Annotated in this window: 21 protein-coding genes and 1 pseudogene; 6 read left to right on the forward strand and 16 right to left on the reverse strand. The window is 35.3% G+C overall.

The window, feature by feature from the left end:
* Positions 1 to 5: 5 nt before the first annotated feature.
* On the reverse strand, positions 6 to 1106 hold the full coding sequence (locus tag NSQ43_RS15885; RefSeq protein WP_339251782.1) for a CapA family protein: 1101 nt from the start codon (positions 1104 to 1106) through the stop codon (positions 6 to 8).
* 314 nt (positions 1107 to 1420) lie between these two features.
* Between NSQ43_RS15885 and NSQ43_RS15890 the strand changes: the two genes are divergently transcribed.
* Complete coding sequence (locus NSQ43_RS15890; protein ID WP_339251783.1) at positions 1421 to 2308, forward strand: LysR family transcriptional regulator; 888 nt, start codon at positions 1421 to 1423, stop codon at positions 2306 to 2308.
* Between the two features lie 454 nt (positions 2309 to 2762).
* Here NSQ43_RS15890 and NSQ43_RS15895 read toward each other — a convergent pair.
* The 4 genes and pseudogenes from NSQ43_RS15895 to NSQ43_RS15910 form a co-directional block, all read right to left on the reverse strand.
* Positions 2763 to 3494, reverse strand: a pseudogene (locus NSQ43_RS15895) (AEC family transporter).
* A gap of 13 nt (positions 3495 to 3507) precedes the next feature.
* The gene (locus NSQ43_RS15900) at positions 3508 to 3762 is read right to left on the reverse strand and encodes a M20/M25/M40 family metallo-hydrolase (protein ID WP_339251785.1); all 255 of its coding nucleotides are present in this window, start codon (positions 3760 to 3762) and stop codon (positions 3508 to 3510) included.
* A gap of 389 nt (positions 3763 to 4151) precedes the next feature.
* Positions 4152 to 4568, reverse strand: a complete 417-nt coding sequence (locus NSQ43_RS15905; RefSeq protein WP_339251787.1) for a DUF4275 family protein — start codon at positions 4566 to 4568, stop codon at positions 4152 to 4154.
* Positions 4569 to 5367: 799 nt separating this feature from the next.
* Entirely contained in the window at positions 5368 to 5868 is a 501-nt protein-coding gene (locus NSQ43_RS15910; protein WP_339251789.1) for a sigma-70 family RNA polymerase sigma factor, read from the reverse strand.
* Positions 5869 to 6114: 246 nt separating this feature from the next.
* Between NSQ43_RS15910 and NSQ43_RS15915 the strand changes: the two genes are divergently transcribed.
* The 5 genes from NSQ43_RS15915 to NSQ43_RS15935 all read left to right on the forward strand — a co-directional run bounded on the left by NSQ43_RS15915 (position 6115) and on the right by NSQ43_RS15935 (position 10948).
* On the forward strand, positions 6115 to 6585 hold the full coding sequence (locus NSQ43_RS15915) for a competence protein ComK (RefSeq protein ID WP_339251792.1): 471 nt from the start codon (positions 6115 to 6117) through the stop codon (positions 6583 to 6585).
* 197 nt (positions 6586 to 6782) lie between these two features.
* Complete coding sequence (locus tag NSQ43_RS15920) at positions 6783 to 7580, forward strand: hypothetical protein (RefSeq protein ID WP_339251793.1); 798 nt, start codon at positions 6783 to 6785, stop codon at positions 7578 to 7580.
* A gap of 650 nt (positions 7581 to 8230) precedes the next feature.
* Positions 8231 to 8731, forward strand: coding sequence for a hypothetical protein (locus NSQ43_RS15925; RefSeq protein ID WP_339251795.1), 501 nt, complete (start codon positions 8231 to 8233; stop codon positions 8729 to 8731).
* 558 nt (positions 8732 to 9289) lie between these two features.
* Positions 9290 to 10282, forward strand: coding sequence for a hypothetical protein (locus NSQ43_RS15930; RefSeq protein ID WP_339251797.1), 993 nt, complete (start codon positions 9290 to 9292; stop codon positions 10280 to 10282).
* A gap of 54 nt (positions 10283 to 10336) precedes the next feature.
* Positions 10337 to 10948 (forward strand): NADAR family protein, encoded by a 612-nt coding sequence (locus NSQ43_RS15935; protein WP_339254954.1) that lies wholly within the window; start codon positions 10337 to 10339, stop codon positions 10946 to 10948.
* 229 nt (positions 10949 to 11177) lie between these two features.
* Here the strand turns inward: NSQ43_RS15935 and istB are convergent, their stop codons facing one another.
* The 11 genes from istB to NSQ43_RS15990 form a co-directional block, all read right to left on the reverse strand.
* Positions 11178 to 12368: an IS21-like element helper ATPase IstB gene (gene istB, locus NSQ43_RS15940; RefSeq protein WP_339251799.1), complete on the reverse strand. Its 1191-nt coding sequence runs from the start codon at positions 12366 to 12368 to the stop codon at positions 11178 to 11180.
* Positions 12369 to 12574: 206 nt separating this feature from the next.
* On the reverse strand, positions 12575 to 13738 hold the full coding sequence (locus NSQ43_RS15945; RefSeq protein WP_339251801.1) for an aminotransferase class I/II-fold pyridoxal phosphate-dependent enzyme: 1164 nt from the start codon (positions 13736 to 13738) through the stop codon (positions 12575 to 12577).
* Between the two features lie 162 nt (positions 13739 to 13900).
* Positions 13901 to 15010 carry a glycosyltransferase family 4 protein gene (locus NSQ43_RS15950; RefSeq protein WP_339251803.1) on the reverse strand — a complete coding sequence of 370 codons (1110 nt, stop codon included), beginning with the start codon at positions 15008 to 15010 and terminating at the stop codon, positions 13901 to 13903.
* A 96-nt stretch (positions 15011 to 15106) separates the two neighbouring features.
* Entirely contained in the window at positions 15107 to 16411 is a 1305-nt protein-coding gene (locus tag NSQ43_RS15955; protein WP_339251805.1) for a hypothetical protein, read from the reverse strand.
* A gap of 70 nt (positions 16412 to 16481) precedes the next feature.
* The gene (locus NSQ43_RS15960) at positions 16482 to 17126 is read right to left on the reverse strand and encodes an acetyltransferase (protein ID WP_339251807.1); all 645 of its coding nucleotides are present in this window, start codon (positions 17124 to 17126) and stop codon (positions 16482 to 16484) included.
* On the reverse strand, positions 17126 to 17734 hold the full coding sequence (locus tag NSQ43_RS15965; RefSeq protein ID WP_339251809.1) for a sugar transferase: 609 nt from the start codon (positions 17732 to 17734) through the stop codon (positions 17126 to 17128). Before NSQ43_RS15965 ends, NSQ43_RS15960 begins: the two co-directional genes overlap by 1 nt.
* Before the next feature lie 333 nt (positions 17735 to 18067).
* Positions 18068 to 19348 (reverse strand): nucleotide sugar dehydrogenase, encoded by a 1281-nt coding sequence (locus NSQ43_RS15970; protein ID WP_339251811.1) that lies wholly within the window; start codon positions 19346 to 19348, stop codon positions 18068 to 18070.
* 11 nt (positions 19349 to 19359) lie between these two features.
* Positions 19360 to 20370, reverse strand: a complete 1011-nt coding sequence (locus NSQ43_RS15975; protein WP_339251813.1) for an NAD-dependent epimerase — start codon at positions 20368 to 20370, stop codon at positions 19360 to 19362.
* 4 nt (positions 20371 to 20374) lie between these two features.
* The gene (locus NSQ43_RS15980; RefSeq protein WP_339251815.1) at positions 20375 to 21469 is read right to left on the reverse strand and encodes a glycosyltransferase; all 1095 of its coding nucleotides are present in this window, start codon (positions 21467 to 21469) and stop codon (positions 20375 to 20377) included.
* 3 nt (positions 21470 to 21472) lie between these two features.
* Positions 21473 to 22729 (reverse strand): oligosaccharide flippase family protein, encoded by a 1257-nt coding sequence (locus tag NSQ43_RS15985; protein ID WP_339251817.1) that lies wholly within the window; start codon positions 22727 to 22729, stop codon positions 21473 to 21475.
* A 2-nt stretch (positions 22730 to 22731) separates the two neighbouring features.
* Positions 22732 to 24063 (reverse strand): O-antigen ligase family protein, encoded by a 1332-nt coding sequence (locus NSQ43_RS15990; protein ID WP_339251819.1) that lies wholly within the window; start codon positions 24061 to 24063, stop codon positions 22732 to 22734.
* Between the last annotated feature and the right edge of the window lie 31 nt (positions 24064 to 24094).

A 24094-nucleotide genomic window follows, 5' to 3' on the forward strand; every position in this document is an offset into this window, starting at 1 on the left:
TCCCTTTAAGACAACTCTCCAACTTCCCCGTTAATAACAAATTGTGTTCCCAATACTGCTGAATGCTTCTCCATTCTTTTTAAAACATTTATCGCCCTATCCCCTTCGATGAATTCGGGTTCGCCATAACGATTTAATGCAATAGGGTAAAATTTAAATTTACATTTAGTTGAGTCGGAGATTATAGTTTCCATGAGAACTGCTTCCCTAGCTTCACCTGTCTCTAAGCTGTCAACATTGTAAGGAGGATATTTTGCCGTTAAATGTGTTTCATGATCTTCGCTCATACTATGGAATAAAAAGTTACCAAGACTATAAACGATGTATCCTTCTTTATACTTTTCTACACCGTGGACTACATGTGGATGGTGACCCATAATTACATCCACACCGGCGTCTATCAAAGCGTGTCCCATTGGCTGTTGATAGTCTGCAAGAGGTCCTTGAAATAATGCACTCCAACCATGAGGAACCCCCCAGTGAACTTGAGCAATTAAGACATCAACATCTTTTTTAATAGACTCGATCTTTTTACAAGCGTAGACTAAATCATCCCCAACTACAGACGTTTCAACCCACGGAGCCATGCCCGGCTGTTCGTCAAGGGTGACGCTATCAATATAAAAGCGCGATTTAGCCCGAATGGGTGCGACGCCAGGGCGATGTTCGTTTGCGCCAAAACCGGTTGGCAAAGCCGTACATAAACCGATATGTGCAATTTTTATTCCATTGATTTCTTGAATAACTGGTTCGAATGCTTCATTACTGTTTTTCCCAGCACCAATTACGTAAACGCTTTCATTTCTCAGGTTAGACAAAGTATCTTCAAGACCTTGTCTTCCATAGTCCATGGCGTGATTATTTGCAAACGAAACAATATCAATTCCAACCTCTTTAAGTGACTTTGCAATACTTGGATCTGCCTTTAAGTTTATTACTTTATCCGCTTTCTCTTTTGAAGTCGTCAAAGGTAGCTCTAAATTTACAATACCGATATCCGCAGCTAAAAACTTTTCCCAAATGAGGTGAACGTTCTTCTCGCAGTCATTGACATGTCTTAAAGGAGCTAAATCACCAGCGGATATTATGCTAACTGTTTTTTGCATAACGTTAATTCCTTTCTATAGGTTAATAGTACTCCACGCGTTAAATATTCCAATTATTCAACTACATTTAGATTAACATCAACTGAAGAGACTGAGAAATAGATTTAATCTAATGAAATTTGCTTCTAATACAGTACTTTCTATCACTGGAAAGATTTTAAATAGCATTGACTACTTCAAATTGAATTTTAATCCTCATTTAACGCCAACTTTTCACCGCATCAGAAAAATTAATCTTTAAATTCATTTCAAAGTATTCCAATTGATGATAGGATATATCTATCAGACATATAGATTTTAAATGGGGGATTGGTATGAATATTGATCATATTATGTCGTTTATTTATATTAATCGGTTCAAAAATTTCCATAAAGCAGCTAAGACACTATATATCTCACAGCCGTCATTAACATCAAGAATTAAGACCCTTGAAAAAGAATTAGGTGTTAGATTGTTTAATCGCAACACAAAAAAAGTTGAGTTGACAGAAGACGGTGAAATTTTTTTACCCTATGCCAACCAAATATTTAATAGTTATTTAAAGGCGAAGGTGAGTTTGTCAAAAAGTAATAGCTCATTAACAATCGGATCTATTATTTCGGTTTCCATGTCAATCCTTCCAAAAGTCGTGTTTGATTTTCAGCAAATCAATTCTCATACTACAATAGAAATAATTACTGCAAAGACTGTTACTATGATTGATAAATTGTTAAGAGGAGACTGTCAAATAGCCATAACTGAATCTGTCAATCATCCAAAAATAATTTCAGAGCCAATCCATCATGATAATGTTTCATTGTTCGTTAATAAATCACATCCATTCGCTTCCTACAATCGACCAATCACTCTGGAAGAAGTCTCTGGTGAACCATTAATTTGCTTTAATCCAAGGTCAAATTATTGGAAAGACATTTCAACAAGTTTTAAGTCCAATGGTTTACCTATGAATGTAGTTTTTAATATTGATAGTTTGGAGGCAGCCAAATCAGCCATAACAAAAGACATTGGCATTTGTTTTCTTCCAGAACTTTCTTTGGAAAATGACATTTCTAATGGAACTCTAATACGTATCCCACTGGAAAGTAATAAAGAATTCAAACGTGAGATTACTTTAAATTACTTAATGGATGCAAATGATGAGATAAAGCGATTAGCAGAATTCTTATTGCAAGCATTTAAAAGGCAAGTTATACAGAGTTAGGAAATTGATGCAACGAAAAATTGGCTATTGCAGAAGATATTCAGTTTTCACTGACTTCCGCAATAGCCACAACGAATTGTTAGTATGATGTTTTCCAGTCTCAAGTACATAAACTCAGACTAAAAAAACATTCTTTCTAAATACACTTCCACACCCTCCCACAACTCAAAAACAAAAGCACAAAAAGTCAACAACACCAAACAGATCTGTATAAAGATAAATATCTTATAAGCAGAAGCCTTCAAAAAGAACTTCTTATATAAAAATGGGTAAGGCACACGGCCGGCTTTAACAGATGCTTCGAAAAACTCTTTTGATGGTTTGATTTTTTTTAACTATAATCTTCCTTATAGGAGGTTTCTTTCGTTTGATACACATCCCCTACTAATTCGATTGGGTGTATTTTTTATATTTCGCGCATTCAATCCAACTATGCCCAGACCCCTCCACCCACTCATCCCAACACCCACAAATTCATCAAATAAATCATCACCGGAATAGTCAGAAATGCTACTAAAGTGGATAAAATAGTGGTTATCGTCCCCATCTCTTCATCTGCGGAATATTTGGCGAAAAGAATTGTCGATAGTGTCAGCGTCGGCATTGCAGCCTGGAGGGTTTGCAACATCACTTGGTCTAATGACAAGGCCTTTCCGATAAGTACTGCAAATACCGGTAGAAGAGCCAACTTGACCAATAGCGGTAGCCACAGTATCGATCGTGTTCCTGTCATCCCTTTAGTTGACCTAACTTTAAAAAGGCTAATGGTCATGATACCGATATAGAACATGGCCAGTGGGGCGGCTAAAGCGGCCAATCGGTCGAACAAGTCTGTAAGGAGGAATGGCGGTCGATAATGAAAGAGGACCATTGCCAACCCAGCGATTATGGCAATGATGGGTGGGTTAATCATCGTACGCAGCATGCCGAGTCCAATTTGACGCTCTTATTGAAGCAACAGTGCGCCGACCGTCCAAATTGTGAAGTCAACACCCGCATCGAACATTGCGGCATACAATGCACCTTCAGGACCAAGTAGCACCGCGCATAGCGGAATCCCGATGAATCCGGTATTGCCAAGTCCCGATAGGATAGCAAGTTCCTTAGCCCGGTTGGCTTTCCGATGGAACAAAACAGCAAATATGTAACCAATGCCGATCAGAAAGCACTGTGCTCTATTATGCACAGTGCTCGTCTAATCACTTGTAATCTTTTAAAAATTGAAGAACTGAGTGGACTAACAATAGGGTTCGACTCTCAAATGTGTCAAGTTCCATATATTCTTCTTCTCTATGCCAAATTCCACCGACTGGGCCCATTCCACAAATTGTCGGGATGCCCATAGAGGCTGTGAAACCTGCGTCGGCAGCACCATTAGTGCGCTGCTCTGTTACCTCAATGCCAAGTTCATCCCCCGCCCGTTTTACAGCTTGATAAAGTGTGATATCACTCATTCGAAGTGGTCAAATTAACGTAAGAATGATTTTGTATAGTTAGTTGAATCAATAAAAAACATAGGAATCTGGTCTATAAAAAAATGATTCCATAAGCGTTATTCGCCCCGGAATCTTTTTCATTATCAATTTGTCAATTCCTTAAAAATAGTAAAAGCTAATAGGTACGTCATCATCAGAACTTTCCATTAGTGTTCATGCTGTAATAGGAATACAGCTTCATCCAACTGCGTAATCTTATGCTTTAGATATAAAGAGAGCCGATTATAATAATAACGGGTTCGGTTGATGGGGATAAAACGCTAAAACACACATCAATTTCTTCCCTAATCAGCAGCATACGATTCGTACCATAATTAAAAATCGCGCCCGTTTGTTGAAATTACCTTTTATAATTTTTGAATAAAATAAGGACCCAACCCTATATCAGTTTCATGTGTGATGACAAATGTCCATTTGTTTTCCCAATCCATCACGTAGATGTCTGTATAGTTCCAATCCCATTCATCGTAAGGTAAATCTTTCATTTTTAGGTTCTTAGCATTTTGAACTAAGAATGCTTCATTCGTGAATTGGTAAAAGATTGTACAACGGTTCTTTATCTGTCTTTCGAATGCCCTTATAGCATCTTCCCTTTCAAAACATGTAACCTTTTCGTAACTACAAAGGTGCCATAAAAACGATTCTATATCTATTTCCTTTTGCTCCTGCTTTGAAAGATGATTAGCAAAGTTTTCAAGCCACTTTCCACGTAAGTAACGTCCCCACTTCGGTATTTCCAACACCCTAAACTCTCTATTTTGCATAATATTTAACCTTTCTAAACAAGTACCAAGTGCTAATTCTAGTGACTTGTTTTAAAATTCTTATTCATAATCTGGCCCGTTTGTTGAACAAGCCGACTTCTTATATTACTATTTTATCACAAAATCATCTGTTCCCTTCAATTTTTCCAGTTAATTCCAAAGTGATTTTCCAACCTCCAAATCAACATACTTATTAGCAGCACAATTTACACTGTAATTCGCAATGGCGCATAATTTTATGCGGCGCTGTGAATTAACGTGCTAATGGGTATGCCAATTCACCTGAATTAGAAGCCATTACGTTGAAACAGTTCAGAATTCAATGAGCTGGTATCCGAAATTACAGCTTCTTATGCACGATGTGCAATATGGAGACATCTATTTAAAATCACACGAATTAAAAAAACTTAATATTCAAAGTATACCGATGTTAGACTTTAGTTGCTATCCAATATACCTATTAAAATGAAATCATCCGATGATAGTAGTCTTAGTCACTTTATACAGATGTCTATAAAATTATTAGAAGCACACCTATCGGTGTGCTATGATCCATGTTGATACAGGGGATGTTTAATTATCAACCCGAGCGTATCTCCCCTCCGCCCGATCTTCAAGACCCAATTTCATCGGATTTCCAGACACTTAACAACTCAAATCCCAAATTGTATCCATGCATGCGCACAAAGGATATTCTGTTTATACATTAAATGTGAATAAAAATAAGTCCAGCATCAAAAAAACCAGCCTTATATAATTTCATTCTTATAAACATACAATTGTAGTGAATTGACTGAATTCATTCATGCACAGGTACCTTTACAAACATCTCCCGTACCTTCTGCAATACCCGCTGCCTTCGTTTCTTCACACCCGACACGGAAATGCCAAATCTCTTCGCACATTCCGCCTGACTGCATGCCTCGATAAACAACCATTGCAGCAATTTCCGATCATCTTCTGTCAGCGATTCAATCACGTTTTGCAGCTGTCTGTTTCCGCAATTCCCCCCTCCATCATCCACTTCAATCAAATTTGTCAACATTTCATCCTCAGTAGGCATGTGATGTTGCTCAAAGCGATTTTCTCTTTTCATCTCATCCATCATTGCACCGCGAATAGACCAATAGGCGAATGGTGTGAAATCCCCTTTTTGCTTATCAAATCGTTTCCATGCATACCAGAGGGCTACCCTACCTGTTTGCTGGAATTGGTCAAAATCGCGATAGATATTCAATTGCCGTATACATGCCGAAATCATTGGTTCATATTGAGTTAACACGTCTTCAAAATTCAACACTTGGTTGACCTTTCCGATCGTGCACGATTCAGTTTATTCCCGGGTATCTTCATCATAGAGGGAACGAACTATAGACACCAATGAGCATTTATGACGTTTGGCTTACCATACTTGGTATATAAATAGGGTAAAAGAGGTCTTTTGTAGACAATTTTTAAAATAAATATGTATTTTCTACATCTTTTGACTATTTTTTATTGGAATATTACGGTAAGATAGAAGAATGAGAATAAAGGAGGATATAGTATGAAAGATGATAGTTTTTTGTTAGATAGTCGGGCATTGGCTCTAAAACCTTATTTTTCTGAGAAGTACTTGTCCAAAATTATTACAACTCATGGCATCTACTACTCATCATTAAACCCTAAAGAACTGTTAGACAAGGCATGCCTGCGCCATTATTCTTCTAAGGCTGGCCGCAAGGAGGCGGCGAGGAAACTTCTAAAGTTCAATAGGAAGACACCGTTCTTAATCAGCGATGAGGTTGGCGTTTTTCCAACAAAATCTTCAAAACATGATGATTGCATCTACATCTTCAGTCATTTTTTCCAGACTGAACCGATAGATAGTAAGAACACATTAATTACTTTCAACAATGACATTTCCATCAAAGTATCGGTTTCACCATACACAGTCCGTCAGCAGAAGTCGCGTCTTCATATGCTACTCAGTCATGTACAGCTATCCAAACGCCAATACATAATCACCCCGGTTTAAAAAGTACGGATATCAACACCAAAAATTAGTTTACCAATAGTAAGAGGCACTACAGACCACCACAATCTGTAATGCCTATTTTTTTATGTTGAAAACCGTGCTATTATCCCCAACAAACAACTTTTAAAATAAATTACCCCACGAAGTATCCCTTTTGCCCTTTCCCATCTATATAGATAGTAAAGGGGGACATCAAAATGCTACATTACTTAAAACAACACGCTCGCTTCAATACAATCGAGGAAATGGACACTGCCGCAGAGCAGCATATCATGCGCCACTATGATGAAATGACGAAGTCGGATCGCCAAGTTTTAGAGATCATCCGCCGCTATTCCGTAAAATACGGAGCTGCACATTTGAAGCATGAAACGATTGAGACCGCCATAGGTAAATCAAATATCACTGTGAGACGCGCCATCCGGAAACTTGTCCAGTTAGGCATCATTGAAAAAGTCCGCTTTATCCGTCCTATAATGAGCGGTCTCGGCGCCAACATCTACGTCATCTTACCCTTAGATGACCAGGGGAAAATGGTCGATCGGGATGATGACAATAAACCGCATGACGACAAGGAGTACAAGCAAATTTTTAGGGACCAAGCTCTTCCTTCTAAATCTCTATTAAAATCTAAAGATCTTACTAACACGTCTCCAGTGGAGTCGCAAAAGTTATCCACAAGTCTATTCAGTCGAATGAAAAATCTCCTTGCAGGAACAATTGGAGACTCAAAATTAGCCCGTGAATTCTTCGGTATCCACAGGGCCATCTCGGGACGAATGTTGAAATATGAGATTTATCAGGATGACAAGCATGTGTTTGAGGACCTTGCGTATCGTGCGTTGATGATCACTGTAATGGCGACAAAAAGGAAGGAAATCCGCAATTTGCCGGGGTACTTTAAAGGTGTGTTGGACAAGTTGATCGATGAGACATATTTCAAGGATATTTTTATGCTGTATGATGTGCCGGTAGAGGAATTCCATTGTTCCTAATGGGTATTTCGGCTTATTATAAAAAATCTTTCGCATACGATCCTTCACTGGAATGAATTGACCAAGTCAGATCGGAAGGTTCTTGATGTCATCGTCAGTCATTCAGAAGAATACGGGGCTGCAAAATTGAGGTGCAAAATGATCGAGGAATCTATTGGGAGATCCAATGCAACAGTACGCAGGGCAATCAGTAAGTTAGTTAGGTTGAATGTCATTCACAAGTTTCATTATTTACATCCTGTGAACGGTGGGATTGATGCTAATATTTATGTGGTCTTGCCGGTTAGGGTGTCGTGAATTTTACCGCAAATAGCTTTGAAAGAAGGCTCCGATAGTGCAAGGGCGTCACATTCCGGAACAGTTGGGAATTCAATAGCACCTAATGGTAGTTCACTCGGTGAGCTCTTGCGCGAAAGAATGCGCTCTTCACGGGATTTACATAGAAAGAAATCGGCCGTTTTTTGCAGGCCTTTGAAGGATTTCAGGTGAAGATCGAAATGAAGGATTTCGCGGATGAGTGGGACGAATGAAATTGTATGTATACTTCGATTGCGACAAGCAGTTCGGAAGATGGAAGTTAAATTATTTTCCTCACAATGTATCCTTTTTGACCTCTCCTGTCTATATAGAAGGTAAAGGGGGAATTACCAATGACACAATGTTTTAAGGAACACTTCAAGTTCGCAGATACAGGAGAGATGTTTCACGCTTCTTTCAAGCACACGAATCGCCACAACGCTGTTCTGACGAAGGATGATCGCAATATATTGGATTTGATCCGTTTCTACACGGCTTGGCATGGGGCTGCCAATCTGACATATGAACTGATTAAGTCTACCGGGAGATGTCTATCCACCATTTATTGCGCTATAAGGAAGCTCATTAAATTAGGCATCATAAGCGAGTGCTATTCTGAAATCGACGGTATTCCAACTGTGCTTTATACAATGCAGCCGTTTGAAGAGGATTCGGTCGGAGCATTGTCAAGGTTCGGCAGACCCGTTCAAAAAGGTACCAGATTCCGGAACAATTCTGAATTCAATGAGAACCTGGTACCTGAAATTAAGAGAAGAAAAAGACAGGAGTCAAGCAACAGGTTTTTTTGTTATTGTTTCAGCAGTTGCATTAGATGCAGGAGTATTATCAACTAAATACTTATTAAATCAAAGCCATGCATGAAAATAATCCCCTTCCGCAAGTACCACAGTTGCTATCACAAACAATTTTTAAGACTTGGATTTTCAAGGTAGCTTAATCCTGTTGTAAAAACTATTTAAGTGAATACTTTACCATTGGTAGGCTCCTTTCGCGAAAGGATAAATATGACTTAGTTTCAAAATCATTCACTTTTTGTGATTTCACTGTACCTGAAGTGTTACTAGTGGATGGTATTAAAAAACTGTACCAACTTCTGAAACAATTTAGAATTTAATGAGAACATGGTATCCAAAATTAAGACACAGCATTAACATCTTACCCGACCGGAGTCCGACCTACTATGTGCTCAACTTTGTCCAGTAACTCAACTTGGTGCCCGAAATCAATGTTATAAAACTTGGAGATTCTATAGTAGGGTAACCCAAGGTTTTTATTTTTTTTGCAGTTTTCTTTTTCAGGTTTTTGAAGTCTTAGAAATATATCTCATTGTCTATGTTTTAAATTACTTCATTTTATGTTATATTGTGATTAAATTCTAAGGAGTGTATATAATGCCAAAAGTTGCATCTTTAGTTAAAGAATTAGTTGAGATTGCCCAAGACTATGAAAATTGTACTTTTGACGAGGCTCATGTGACTAAATGGTTAAGTCAATTCCCAGAAAGATATCATGAAGTCATTATGCGTGAATTTGTTTATATTATAGGTAAAATCTATGTAAGCAAAAGTCAAATGATTAATTACGTAGATTCTATTATAAAAAGCGATAAAATATTTAGTGATAATTCAAAAGACCATTACTTTTTGAACATCCAAGACACTGGTACGAGTCAAATTGATTTACTTCATATTTTGAAAGATATAATTGGAGACGACTCTGATTTTAATATTATAGAATCAGATGAAGTAGCAGAAGGGTCATATGTATATATAGATGACGTTTTTTATACTGGTAACAGGTTAAAAAGAGATATAGAAAGATGGGTTGAACAAGTAGATGATATAACTAAAGTGAAAAAATTGGATGTTATTTATTACATTGTTCATACAAAAAATTATTCTTATATAAAGGAAGAATTGAAAAAAATATTACCTTATACTGAGATTAGCATTTGGTATAAGAAAGCATTAAGCAATAATATTAAAAAGTTAGAGACCTATGATGCTTATCTGCCTTCCGATAAATACAAATTCACGAGTGAGGCAACTAAATATATTTCTGAAATCGATAACGAAAGATCGGAAAAACAGAAGCAGTATATTAAATTAATTAGACCAGATGGTTTGATAAATAATAGCAAGTATTTTCAGAGTCAGGAAGACAGAAAATTATTGGAACACCTATTTTTTGAATCCGGAGTAAAAATAAGTGAGCTTGTTGCGAACAAAAGTTTTAAAGCAATGGGGTATGATTATGGTTTGAGCTTAGGTTTTGGAAGTATCGTCATTACTTATCGAAATGCTCCAAATAATAGTCCGCTTGTTTTATGGTGGGGAAATTCAACATTAAATAATTGGTATCCTTTGTTTCCAAGGATAGTTTAATAGGAAGGTGATAATATCTCAAATAATGAAAGAACGTATAGGCGTACAAATGTCATTTCCTTCAGGAAAACTAAGGAAGACTTTGGTGGATTATCCAATATGGCAGCTGGGTTTCCAATAAAAATAAACAATGTGAAAATCAAAAGTTCAGAAGCTTTATATCAGGCGCTTAGATTCACTGAGTATCCAGAAATTCAAAGCGAAATTATAGCTCAGAATAGTCCCATGACCGCTAAAATGAAGAGTAAAAAGTATAGGCAATATAGTAGGCAAGATTGGAATGATATAAGAATTTTAATAATGAGATGGTGTTTAAGAATAAAACTAATTCAGAATTGGGAAAGCTTTGGAGGGTTACTTGTCGAAACTATTGGCAGAGATATAGTTGAAGAGTCTGTAAAAGATAAATTTTGGGGTGCTATACCTATTGAAGACCATACATTAGTAGGTGTAAATGCACTTGGGAGACTTTTAATGGAACTTAGAGACGAAATGCCTAACTACCTAAAATCAAAAGAATTATCACCTCCTAAAATTTCAAATTTGAAGTTATTTGGAAATGAAATAGGGTGCATTTCTTTTAGTATTACAGAAATGCCATTTGCTAATGACGCTGACGTTATACAAAAAAAAATAGAAAATCTAACGATTTTTGATATTAATTAGTGTGGTTTGTTTTTTAAAGGGACATTAGATTACACCGAACCGAGAACCAGAGGCATTGTGACCTCGCGTACCAGCGTTATGGATCTTGTCCTGCAAATACGAATAATACGTGAAACGAATTCGAGTTTAGATTGATGTTTTTGTCAACATGAAATTGAGCCAGAGCGATCACATCAAAAGTGAGCCACTTTATTCTTTTGATTCCCCAGTATTGGGGAATTATGGATGTTTATGATTCTGACCCCGAGGGGCCAGAATCATAAACATCGCGCGCGCCTTCAACCCCCTGATTTGCTTGTCGGAGGCTTTGTCTGAATCGATAAGATTCGCCATTTAACAGGTGGATGTGAGATCGATGTGTTAAACGATCAAGCAACGCAGCTGTCATTTTTTCATCTCCAAAGATTGTAGTCCATTCTGAGAATTCCAGATTGGTGGTAATGATGACGCTCGCGCGTTCATAACGTCCCGAGAAAAACTGGAATAGTAATTCCGCACCGGTTCTTGAAAAGGGGACATAGCCTAACTCATCCACAATGATCACATCATATTTGAGCCACTTCTTCTCAAAAGCACCTCGTTTGTGTTCTTCGTTAGCCATCAAAAGCTCTTCCACCAGTTCAGCTGCCGTAATGAATTTGACATTGAAACCATTCTGAATAAGTTCAATCCCCAGCCCAGTTGACAAATGAGACTTCCCAGTCCCACTGTTACCAAGAAAAATTATATTCTCTTTCTTTTCGATGAAATCTCCTTTGGCCAATGTCAGGAACCGATTTCGATTAAGACTTGGCATCAGGCTGAAATCATACATATCCAATGTCTTATGGACAGGGAACTTTGCCTGTTTTAGGCGTCGTTGTCGCTGATTTTCCTCTCTGGTCGCCACCTCTACCTCCAATAATGCAAGTAGATACTCCTCGGGTAAGGAGGAATCCTTGGTATATTCTATGTCTGTTACAACAAGCTCTCTTTTGTTATTGCCAATAAGTGTACCTAAGGTGAAGATAAGGGTGGTATCTTTAAATGGAACTATGTAATTTCGATTTAAATAAAGAAATCCATTTGGATAAATGCCTTCCAATTGCGTATATGTTGAATTTATCCCAATTCCTAATTTAGTTTCAAATTCTTCGTCTGTGGAGATAATTGTAATGACTTTATCATCATATATGCCAAATGAAATATTATTGTATTCGTAAACAAGCAATTCCATACCATACAGAACTTTATTTTTCTTCTCTATCGGTATACCAAGTTTCTCTACTACCATATCTTTGGTATCTCCAAGTTTTATATTATACGTCGAAAATTCCTCCCCACTATCATTAATATTACCTGCAAGAGTATTTGTATTGCATGCACTTAAAAAAAGGATAATAAATAAAGTTAAAATAACTGACATATGATTTCTTTTCATTGTATTTTCCTTCCATTCCATTATTATTAATGATGAACATACTTTAAATCATCCTTTATGCCTGCCCTAAATCTTCCCAAAAAATATTCACAAATAAATTTAACTTTTAAAGAAATTCCCTGATTAAATATTCCAATAACTAAATCTATAAAATTGCCCCAGCCATTTAAAGCTGAGGCAAAATCATCCTATTCTATTCCTATATCTCAAACAATACCCTGCCCACACAAAACACCACAAACAACCCCAATAACCCTCTCCTGCTCCTCGACCGTCATACTCGATCCCGAAGGAAGACAAATCCCACTCGCAAACAATCGCTCACTAACCACATCATCCTCAGCATGCGCATAAAATGCACACCCTTCAAACAGCGGCTGCAAATGCAACGGCTTCCAAACAGGTCTCGCCTCAATGTTTTCTGCTTCCAAGGCATCAATCAGTTCATAAGGAGTTACACTGATCTTTCCAGGATCCAATAACATTGCAGTCAACCATCTATTAGAATAAGTACCTTCCAACTCCGGCATAAACTCAACACCTTGAATGCTTGCAAGAGCTTCCACATATCTTTCATACACCGCACGTCTCGCCTCTATACGCTCATCCAACACCTCAAGCTGCGCTCGGCCCACACCTGCAAGTATATTACTCATTCGATAGTTATAACCAACCGAACTATGCTGATAATGTTTCGCTGCATCACGGGCTTGTGTTGCTAAAAATCTGGAACGTGCCAATCCATCCAGGTCATCCGATACTAACATTCCCCCACCCGAAGTTGTTATGATCTTATTTCCATTGAAGGAATAAACACCATATTGGCCAAACGTTCCACTCTGCTTCCCTTTATATAACGATCCCAATGATTCTGCAGCATCCTCGATCACTGGGACTTCGTATCGGTCACAAATTGCCATTAATTCATCCATCTTGGCACTTTGGCCATACAAATTCACAACAATGACGGCTTTGGGCAATTGCCGCCTCGATTGTGCCACTTCCATGGCACGTGCTAATGCAATCGGTGACATATTCCATGTTTCGTCTTCGGAATCAATAAAGACAGGGGTAGCCCCCGAGTATAGAATTGGATTGGCACTTGCCACAAATGTTAAGCTTGAGCAGAAAACAGTATCCCCCTTACCTACTCCAAGCAATTCTAAAGCCAAGTGAATTGCCGCTGTACCGGAAGAAGTCGCTGCAGCTCCGCCACTACCAACATAGTTTGATAGTTCACTTTCAAATGCATTTACATTCGGTCCAAGCGGTGCAATCCAATTCGTTTCGAATGCCTCATTTATATACTTCTGTTCATTCCCACTCATATGTGGGGGGGAAAGTAAGATTCGTGCATTCATTAAAATCATTCCTCATCATGAAGTATTAAGTTTCATTTTATAGTCTAATTAACATATAACCTTTTTCAAAAAAGCTGATCTTCCTTATTTCTTAAAGCATTCCGATTTCAATCCATGTCTTCTGAATAACTTATTCACTGCGGATCAGGCATCTGCACTTTATATCGACTATTAAACTTTATCTATTTCAGATAAATATGCATTTATTATAATACTGCGATCAAATTGATTCTCCATCTTTTCACGCCCTGCGATACCCATCAGTTTTTTTTCTCCGTAAGGCATCTCCAAGAAATGAATAATAGCTTTATGCATACTTTCCGCATTCATTGCTTCAAACCCGATACCACTTACTCTTTCGTCAAAGGTCTCTATACACCCAGGAATATTGGAAGCGATAACAGGTCGACCCATTGATGCAGATTCCAATAAGACGTTGGACATTCCTTCATGATGTGATGGATTAATTATTGCATGACTATCTTTTATGAAAGGACGGACATCATTTTGGGATCCGTGGTATTTTAATATACCTTTCCTTTCATATTCCATTAACAATTGGTAATAACTTTCCTCGCAGCTACCAATAAAGTTAAAATCAACATTTGAATAACTCTTCTTTACCATTTCGGCAACCTTCAATAATTCATTAATTCCTTTTGACTTCATCATCCGACCAATAAAAAGAAACTTAATTTTTCCACTATCTGGCGGGTAATCCTCTAAAGGGAATTGTTCTAAATTAACTCCTGAGCCAGGAATTAATCTTGCCTTATCCAAAACGATTTTTTTCTCTTTAAAAACCTCTAAATTTTTGTCGTTCTGAAAAAAAACACACTTTGCTTTTTTTAATCCAACCTTATAAAGATATAAGGAAATTAATTGTAATAATCCTTTGTTTTCAATTGATGTCCCTAAACCTGTTATATTTGCTATATATGGTATTCTAAGCATTCTACAAGCAATTCCACCATATATATTTGGTTTAATTGTATATGTCAATACAAGAAATGGTTTAAGGTCTTTCAGAATATTAAGGTAAGACATGAATAGTTTCAAATCAGTTAATGGGTTCTTCCCACGTCTATTCATTTTCACCTCTATGCATTTAAATCCTTTTTGTTTAAAATAAGACATTTTCTCATGTTTAGGTGATGCAATATAAACTTCATAACCTTCCATCAATAGCCTATCTAAAAGCTCTCTTCTAAAAAGGTATAGACCTTTTGTTGCATTAGCCAGTATTAAGATTTTTTTCAAATTACCACCATTTCTTTCCATAGACTAAAACGCTTACCGTCCTAACAATTTTCAAATTACCTCAATAAACTTTCGCATGAAATCAACGCTTAAGTTCATCAAATTGCATTATTTATCTTACTTTTTATACTCACTAATTATGTAGGGTCTTTTTCCCGACTTTAAAGGGGGAATTGTAGATGTATATTCAAGAATAATTTCTGCGTCATTACCAAGTACATTCTTTAAACGTGTCAATATTATTGATTCAGTTTCACCTTTTATATATGAATCAAGTACAGATAATCTTAGTATATAGAGTGATGCATTCTTTTGAATGAACTGAAATTGAAAAACATGATTGATATCACGCATGGTACTATTTATAGCAAATGGAGATATTCTTATCCCCGATGTATTGTAAATTATTTCAACGTTTCTTCCTTCAATTCTTTCAAACACTGGAGAATCAAACCCACATTTACATTTAAAATTTTCTTTTAAAACTGCCAAATCCCCTGTGTCATATCTAATAAGTGGCATTGCATGTGAATAAAGGTCTGTTACAACCACCCTTCCTAACTCTCCTCTTGTTACGGGACGATCTTCATCAATTGCCAATAATTCAATTTTATAACTTGCTTCGTTCAAATGATAATTTCTTTCCTGAATACACTCATGTGCTATAACACCTAATTCTTCAGAAGCATACCTTCCCACTACTGCACAACCAAATATCTTCTCGGCAATTTCCCTTGTCTCTTCATACAACGGTTCTGATGTTGCAATTATTCCCGTAATATTAAAATTAGCGGCTGTATCTCCCTTTGATTTACAGAATTCAGCTAATGCTTTAATTACGGAAGGATAACCAATAATGGTTTTGACGCCTTTTTCCAACAAAGTTTTTCTTTGTTGTTCTAACCAACTAATATCTAATTCTGTTGGCTTCATAAATATTTTATTTTGTAATAGCATATTAATACGACTTCTATCTTTTGCGCCTATTAAAACATGTTTCATTCCAATCTTGTAATCTACCCAGCTATTAAAAAATACAACTTCCGAGAATTGGCGCTTCTTTTTATGCTTAGACAATAAAAACGTGAAAGGGGTTCCATAAGAACCACTAGTTGTTACCTTTATTAATGAATTTTCTTCATATTTATTTGATAGAAAGTCATTATAGTATTGTCTAATGACATTTTTACCGATAACTGGAAATTCACCCAAATCAGTTTTACCCTTGTAATTTTTATAGAAATTTGTGGTTTCACAAGCATGCTTTAATAGTTCTTTAAGTCTTATACTACTTGTTTTTCTCATTAAAGAAGAATTACTTGAAAATGAAGTTAGTTCTTTAAGGTTCTTTAAAACTGCGCCTCCCATAAGTAGGTCAGTTCCCCAAAAACCAATATTCCTAATTCTCTCAGACAAATTCACTTTTTCAACTCCTGTAAAGGCACTCTATTATTAAAAATTGCCTTATTTCAATATATAAGTGACTTTTATTTTACTTATTTACTTTTGTAGCTGGGACTCCCACATACAAGCTGAAGGGGTCAACATCCTTTATTACAACAGCACCAGCCCCAACAATCGAGTATTGGCCAACTCTAATCCCTTGAATAATGCAACTTCCAGTACCAATCATTGAAACCATTTCAATATTAACATTTCCCGAAATATTACAACCTGGATTTAATGTCGAAAAGTCATTTAAATTCACATCATGTCCAACTGTGCAGCCGATGTTAATATTGATATGATTACCAATTGAATACATTGGATTTATTATTGCACCAGCACATACTATATTACCTATACCTATATTACCGTGCTTGGAAATAACTGCTTTCGGATGAATTAAATTAACCCAATTTACATTTAGTAATTTATCGGCAATCCTCTTCCTGATTTGGCCATTTCCGATAGCAATTACTGCATTAATTTCATTAATACTTGAGATCTTTTTTAAATAGTCTGTATCTCCTACAATTTCATATCCTAATACATTTTTCCCTTTCTTTTTTAAATCATCATCAATAATCCCTTTGATAAGATATTTTTGCCTATTCGAGCTGCTATTTATTTCTTCAACTATCTCTATAACCTGTTTGCTGAATCCTCCGCTACCTATTACAAAAATATGTTTCATTAGATTTTGTTTCCTTTAAACTTATTTGTGTCACCATTTGAATTATATTGAATACCTTCCCTGACAAATACTTTTTTCAATGTTACTATAATAATTTTTATATCAATAAAAAGATTGTAATTATCAACATACCAATTATCATAATCAAACTTTTCATTCCATGACACAGCATTCCTACCATTTATTTGCGCCCACCCTGTGATTCCTGGTTTAACATTATGCCTTCTTGCCTGCTCCTTATTATAAAGGCTTAAATACTCAACAAGTAGCGGTCTAGGACCTACCAAGCTCATTTCCCCTTTAATAACATTGATTAGTTCAGGTAATTCATCCAGACTTGTGCTTCTTAAAAATCTTCCAAAACCAGTTAATCTATCCTCATTAGAAAGAAGTACACCATTTTTGTCCTTTTCATTTGTCATTGTTCGAAACTTGTACATTGTAAATTTCTTTTCATTCAATCCAGGTCGTTCCTGTTTAAACAATATAGGACTACCCAATTTAGTTTTAACTAAAAAAGCGACCAATAATAGAATAGGGCTTAGTAAAATGATTGCCATTAATGAGACAACCAAGTCAATAGCTCTTTTGAAAAACTTTCGATACAATTATAAAACCTCCTTGAATAAACATTGGCAAAATAGAGTACCAATTTAACAAAGCCCGTAGAAAAATGCGAAAGGCTATTTCACCGGCTTGCTTAATCACTTACACATATTGAAAAACCCGTCCCGATGGCTTGCAAGACCAGTACATATTGGCTTGGTTGTCCGTATATAGTCGCATAAGAATTTGCACCGCTGGCTCAATCTTCCCACAAAACTCTGATAAGGATTTACAAAGTTATATCTATAAAAACTCTAATTAACAAACAATCATCTTAGAAGTTGAAAATTTGTACATTAACCCAATAAGAAGGAACATAACATAACACTTTTTTATTATAGTCTCCATAAATCAATTTTCTCAGGCTTTTGTTCTTTATCCAGTGCACTTTTAATATCTACAACTATCCCTTTACCATGTTTTAATAGTTTATCAAACTGTGGCCAGCCTTCCTGAATGTACTCATCATGTGGAACTGCTAAAACAACTGCTTCTGCTGGCAATAGTTCATTATAATTAGTTAAAGATACCTCGTACTCTCTCAATGCAGAAGCATTGTCTGCCTGTGCATCTGTTATTTGAACATCGACGCCGTATTCCTTCAATTCCTGGATTACATCAATAACTTTGGAATTTCGTAGATCTGGAACATTTTCTTTAAACGTTAATCCAAGTATTGTGACTCTTGCTCCTTGTACTGGTAAATTAGACTTAATCAACTTCTTAACTAATGTTCTTGCAATATATTTTCCAATTTCATCATTGATTCGGCGTCCAGCCAAAATAACCTCCGGGTGATGTCCTACCATTTCTGCCTTATGTGTCAAATAATAGGGGTCTACACCAATACAATGTCCTCCTACTAAGCCAGGAGTGAATTTGAGGAAGTTCCATTTTGTTCCTGCCGCTTCCAATACTTCCGCTGTATCAATCCCAATGCGGTCAAAAATCAAAGCCAATTCGTTCATTAATGCAATATTCACGTCACGCTGTGTATTTTCAATCACTTTTGCAGCCTCCGCCACTTTAATAGAACTTGCTTTATGTACACCTGCAGTAACAACACTTGAATAAACCTCTGCAACAATATCCAACACTTCAGCTGTTTGTCCAGATACAACTTTTGTAATATTGGTAAATGTATGTACTTTATCTCCCGGATTAATGCGTTCAGGTGAATAACCTACAAAAAAGTCTTTACCACAAACTAGTCCCGAAGCTTTCTCTAATACTGGAACACAAGCTTCCTCAGTAGCACCAGGAAATACAGTTGATTCAAATACTACAATAGTTCCTTTTTGAATATTAGCACCGACAGTGTGTGACGCCTTTAATAATGGTGTCAAGTCTGGTTGGTTATGAGCAGTTATAGGGGTGGGTACTGATACAATAATAAAATCTGTTTCATTTAACCGTTCTCCCTTGGTAGTGAATTCAATTTGAGCAGCTTGTAAGTCCGCTGGTTCTACTTCATTTGTATAATCAATACCTGATTTCAATGTTTGGATACGATTTTCATTAATATCGAAACCAACAACAGGATGTTTCTTCCCAAAAGCAACAGCAACAGGTAATCCAACATATCCTAATCCGACTACAGCAATTTTCCGATTCATCTCTACCATCCTCACAGTTTTACTTTGTAATAATCAATATACCAATCTACAAACTTACCCACCCCGTCTTTTATTAAAGTCTGAGGGCGGAATTCTATGGTACGATAAAGATCTTCCACATCTGCATAAGTTGCAGGTACATCCCCTGCCTGAAGTGGCATAAAGTTCTTAATTGCTTTTTTTCCGACCTTTTCTTCAATTGCTTCAATGAATTCCATCAAATTAACTGGGCTATTATTCCCAATATTATATACTTTATATGGTGCGTAACTTGAACTAGGATCAGGATTCTTACCTGACCAATCTGGATTAGCCTTGGCTGGCTTTACAATCAATCGTGAAATCGCTTCAACAATATCATCGACATATGTAAAATCACGTAGCATTTCACCGTTGTTATATACATCAATTGGCTTACCTTCAATAATGTTCTTTGTGAATTTGAATAGTGCCATATCAGGGCGTCCCCAGGGTCCATACACAGTGAAGAAACGGAGCCCCGTTGTCGGAATTCCATATAAGCTACTATATGTATGGGCCATCAACTCATTTGCTTTTTTTGTAGCCGCATACAAGCTTAATGGGTGATCGATATTATCACTCGTAGAAAAAGGTAGTGATGTATTTGCACCATAAACGGAACTTGAAGATGCATAAATCAATTGATTAACCTTACTATGTCTGCAGGCTTCCAAGATGTTCATAAAGCCTACAATATTCGAATCTATATATGCATGGGGATTTTCCAAACTATAACGTACTCCGGCTTGTGCCGCTAAATTAATAACTACACTTGGTGATTCATTTTTAAATATTGTATTTATAGCCTTGCGATCTTCTAAATCTTTCGGATAGAATTTAAAGTTTGACTCATTAAGTATTTTAAGGCGATTTTCTTTCATTGATACTTCATAGTAATCGTTCATATTATCAATTCCAATTACTTGGTAGTTTAGTTCCAACAGTTTTTTAGCTAAATTAAATCCAATAAAACCAGCTGAACCAGTTATTAAGATTTTCATAAAATCATCCTATCTGATATATTTTTTTATACATCGTTTCGTACTCTTTTACAATTCTTTGAATCGAAAACTCTTCTTCTATTCTTTTTCTGGCTTGTGTTTTAATTTCCATTAGTTTGGTTTTATCGATATTAAGCGCCTTCTGTATTCCATCTGCAAGTTTTTCGGGGCTACAGACAGGAACAACCGTACCTAATCCGCCAATTATTAATTCTGTATCACCTGCATTTGTTGCTACGCAATACAATTCCGATGACATTGCTTCACCAATAACGTTAGGAAAACCTTCACTTATTGATGAGGACACATAGATATCGGAAGAATACATTATATCTGGAATGTCCTTTCTTACTCCTAATAATTTTACTTCATTTTCTAAACCATAATAAGAAATTAAATTTATTAAAACTTTATTTTTATAATCAATGTTTTTTCCAACTAATAATAATTCAAACTTAATGCCATTAGTTTTGAGAATATTAGCGGCAGCTAATAATGTATTATGGTCTTTCAATGGCTCCCAACGTGAAATATTTAATAGTCTCAAGAGTTCGGTTTCCTTAATTCCAAAACCTGAATCCGGATTAAATTGTTCCAAATCAAAGCCGTTTGGAATCACTAAAAAACACTTGTTGTGGTATCCAAAATTCAAGTGATTTATTTTCCCTACTTCCGTACAACTGACAATTCCATCTACATACCCACTAAAAAAAGAACACACTTTCGCAATAAAATATGTTCTTTTATTCATTTTCTCCTTAGCTAAATAACTTCTTCGAATTCCCCAAACAACCTTTTTTTTCAGCAAAAGTTTTCCGAAAATCAACGCTATTAAATCTGAGTGATACATCCAAGATTGAACAATATCCGCACCCTTAAGAATGTTAATGATTTTAAACACACTCTTAATTCTGAGTTTCTTAATATTTATTTCATGTACAGAAATATTCATTTCCCGAATTTCATTTGCATAAAAACCATCTGAAATAAAAGTAATAATTTCAATATCCATTTCGCTTTGTCTAAATTTCAGCAACTTATAGAGCATTGTTTCTGCTCCTCCTGAATTTAGGGAAGGAATTATATGAACTATTTTCATTGGCTACCTCATTGTTTTCTCTTTTGAGATTTTATTTATCACAATATATACGAATAAAATTATGTATAAAAATGTCTGTGTTAATCTTGATATAAACAAAGTCCATGCCGCCCCGTATATACCAAATGACTTAATTAATAAAAACCCTGCGACTATTGTAACAATCACTGTAACAGTATTTATTATTGGTTGAATTCGAATAGCTCTTGCAGCGATAACAGAAATGTTTAGAAACGCAACCAAAAATCCAAATACTAAAGTGGAAGAAATTATTAAAAAGGTATCCTGATATAACGCATATTCACCGCCATACAATAATGTTAATATTAAGTCTCCTCTTATAAATATAGGTACAACAATTAACAATGATCCCAAAATCGCTATAAGAAAAAGCTGAATATTGATTTTTATAAACGGTCTGACTGTCTTGCTTTTAAGGGTTTTTGCAATTCTGGGTGCAGCTAATAATGAAATAGGTGATATTAACATATTACTTGCCACCAAAATATAATATAGTGCGGAAAATACTCCTACATCTGCAACACTAGTATAATGATCTAAAAAGTATCTTGGTATATTAGTATTTAGAGAACTAATTAACGAGGTAAGACCTAAGGGAAAAAACCATTTAATTTGTTTTATAGCATTTTGATCAAATATTGGTTTGTAAAGAGTAAAACGTGATAAGTTTCTAAAGTCATAGAATATTAATCTTAAAACCATAACGATTAGGAGAATCAATATTGAAATTACTATACTCTTCGTTAGAATATAAAAAACTCCAAAAAAGAGCATACTAAATAGTCCTCTAAAAAACTGTGATCTTCCTATAAGATCGATTCTACTTTTTCTTTGAAAATAGCCCATACATATATCACTTAACGATTCAACATATTTTACTAATCCAATCAAAAGAATGACGAAGAGTGTGATAGTATCTTTGCTATATAATAAAGAAATGCAAATAATTATAATATAAGCTAAAGTTAAATGAACTATTCTTCCTCCTAAATATTTAGGAAAATTAAATTCTTCATTAGTATCAGTAGCTAATATCACTCTAAGTTGAAAGTTAAAAAAAAGAATTATTGGAGCAGTAACTGCTAAACCTAATGAATATATCCCCAAGTCCTCTGCAGAACCGTATCTTGCAATAATAGAAATTATTCCCCATTGCGAAATTGCATATATTAGATTTCCAGCCAATGACCATGAAACTTTTTTACGAAACACTTTTATCCTGTTCCAATTTTTCGACATTTTTATAAATCCTTCTCTTCTCTCAACTTGGAATCAGCATACTTAATATTAATAAAAGTTAAAATTAAAGTTGGAAAAGTATCGTAATATGAAATGAAAAATTGTCCAAACTGTGCGGACAAGAACAACCCGAACAACGGTAAAAACGGTAGGAAAGATTTATAAATTAAATTTCTTTTGATTTTCATTGACTTATATAATGTTATAAATAAGGAACATACAATTATCATACCTAACAAACCCCATATTGCAATTACCTCTATGAAAACATTATGGGATGAAGAAACAATATTATTATTTATTGCATTATATTTTGTTACATATTCTTGCATCCCTACACCGTAGATTATATTAGGCGAATTAATTAAAGTATCAGTATACTCCTTATAAATCTTATCTCTAGAACCAGTTATATTATCACTCTCTATTCTCGCACTAAACATTTCTAAAGTATCTTGCATATTATTAGTTACGAAGAAAATAATAATCAAAGAGGTTATAATCATAGTTAATAAAACTTTTATATTTTTCCTTATTTTTATAACCATTTCAATTGTATATATAATCAACAATATAATGCTTATTAGCAAAAAAGATCTCGACCCTGTAAATATGCCGAAAATTATAAAATAAAATATTAAAAAACTAATTAAGAATCTAAATTTCTTTTCAAACACTAATACTGTTAACAAACAAAATACTGTAAGAAAAACTAGTTTTCCTAGTGTATTAGGGTTTATAAGTAAACTAGTACTACTTGTATCAAACTGAGATGACATATATCCGAATCTTCTGATACTACTTGTTAGATTTGATAATCCATATTGATTTGCATACTTCAAAAAAAGAATTCCGCATAAACTTGCTAAACCTAAACTCCATGAAAAGATAAGTGGAATAAAATTCAAGTGTAACTTTTCACTTGTAATTATAACAATTGTCACTATCAAACAAATAGAAAAACCAAACAACTTTACAATATTTTCATCAAACCCTAGAAAAACACTTGGTATTAAATGAAGAGCTTCCCAAAGAATTAATATAGTCCCAACTATAAAAGTATTTTTCACGTTAATTTCTTTATAAAACTTAACTATGAAGATTAATCCGAATACGGCATTTACAAAATACAAAATGTTTCCTACACTTAAAGGTATAAGAAATAAATAAAAGTAAACTAATTCTTTAACATTTAAGAATAACAAGGAAATTAATATCACAGTCAGTATCAGAAATAAAGGAACACTATATCCAAGTCCATCACGGAACAAAAAAATAATAATAGTTGTAATCATAAAAAGAATACTTCGAAAACTAATGTAGTTATTTTCCACTTCAACGGCACCTATCCAATATCAAAAATTT

Source organism: Sporosarcina sp. FSL W8-0480, from assembly GCF_037963765.1.
GTDB lineage: Bacteria > Bacillota > Bacilli > Bacillales_A > Planococcaceae > Sporosarcina.

What these genes read in the sequence shown, in the direction of transcription:
- NSQ43_RS15900 (WP_339251785.1), bottom strand. Translation starts at nt 3,762, where the DNA reads ATGAGTGATATCACACTTTATCAAGCTGTAAAACGGGCGGGGGATGAA.
- NSQ43_RS15885 (WP_339251782.1), bottom strand. Translation starts at nt 1,106, where the DNA reads ATGCAAAAAACAGTTAGCATAATATCCGCTGGTGATTTAGCTCCTTTA.
- NSQ43_RS15975 (WP_339251813.1), bottom strand. Translation starts at nt 20,370, where the DNA reads ATGAAAATCTTAATAACTGGTTCAGCTGGTTTTATTGGATTTAATTTA.
- NSQ43_RS15945 (WP_339251801.1), bottom strand. Translation starts at nt 13,738, where the DNA reads ATGATTTTAATGAATGCACGAATCTTACTTTCCCCCCCACATATGAGT.
- NSQ43_RS15930 (WP_339251797.1), top strand. Translation starts at nt 9,290, where the DNA reads ATGCCAAAAGTTGCATCTTTAGTTAAAGAATTAGTTGAGATTGCCCAA.
- NSQ43_RS15925 (WP_339251795.1), top strand. Translation starts at nt 8,231, where the DNA reads ATGACACAATGTTTTAAGGAACACTTCAAGTTCGCAGATACAGGAGAG.
- NSQ43_RS15985 (WP_339251817.1), bottom strand. Translation starts at nt 22,729, where the DNA reads ATGTCGAAAAATTGGAACAGGATAAAAGTGTTTCGTAAAAAAGTTTCA.
- NSQ43_RS15905 (WP_339251787.1), bottom strand. Translation starts at nt 4,568, where the DNA reads ATGCAAAATAGAGAGTTTAGGGTGTTGGAAATACCGAAGTGGGGACGT.
- NSQ43_RS15980 (WP_339251815.1), bottom strand. Translation starts at nt 21,469, where the DNA reads ATGAAAATAGTTCATATAATTCCTTCCCTAAATTCAGGAGGAGCAGAA.
- NSQ43_RS15890 (WP_339251783.1), top strand. Translation starts at nt 1,421, where the DNA reads ATGAATATTGATCATATTATGTCGTTTATTTATATTAATCGGTTCAAA.
- istB (WP_339251799.1), bottom strand. Translation starts at nt 12,368, where the DNA reads ATGAAAAGAAATCATATGTCAGTTATTTTAACTTTATTTATTATCCTT.
- NSQ43_RS15920 (WP_339251793.1), top strand. Translation starts at nt 6,783, where the DNA reads ATGCTACATTACTTAAAACAACACGCTCGCTTCAATACAATCGAGGAA.
- NSQ43_RS15960 (WP_339251807.1), bottom strand. Translation starts at nt 17,126, where the DNA reads ATGAAACATATTTTTGTAATAGGTAGCGGAGGATTCAGCAAACAGGTT.
- NSQ43_RS15970 (WP_339251811.1), bottom strand. Translation starts at nt 19,348, where the DNA reads ATGAATCGGAAAATTGCTGTAGTCGGATTAGGATATGTTGGATTACCT.
- NSQ43_RS15950 (WP_339251803.1), bottom strand. Translation starts at nt 15,010, where the DNA reads ATGGAAAGAAATGGTGGTAATTTGAAAAAAATCTTAATACTGGCTAAT.
- NSQ43_RS15915 (WP_339251792.1), top strand. Translation starts at nt 6,115, where the DNA reads ATGAAAGATGATAGTTTTTTGTTAGATAGTCGGGCATTGGCTCTAAAA.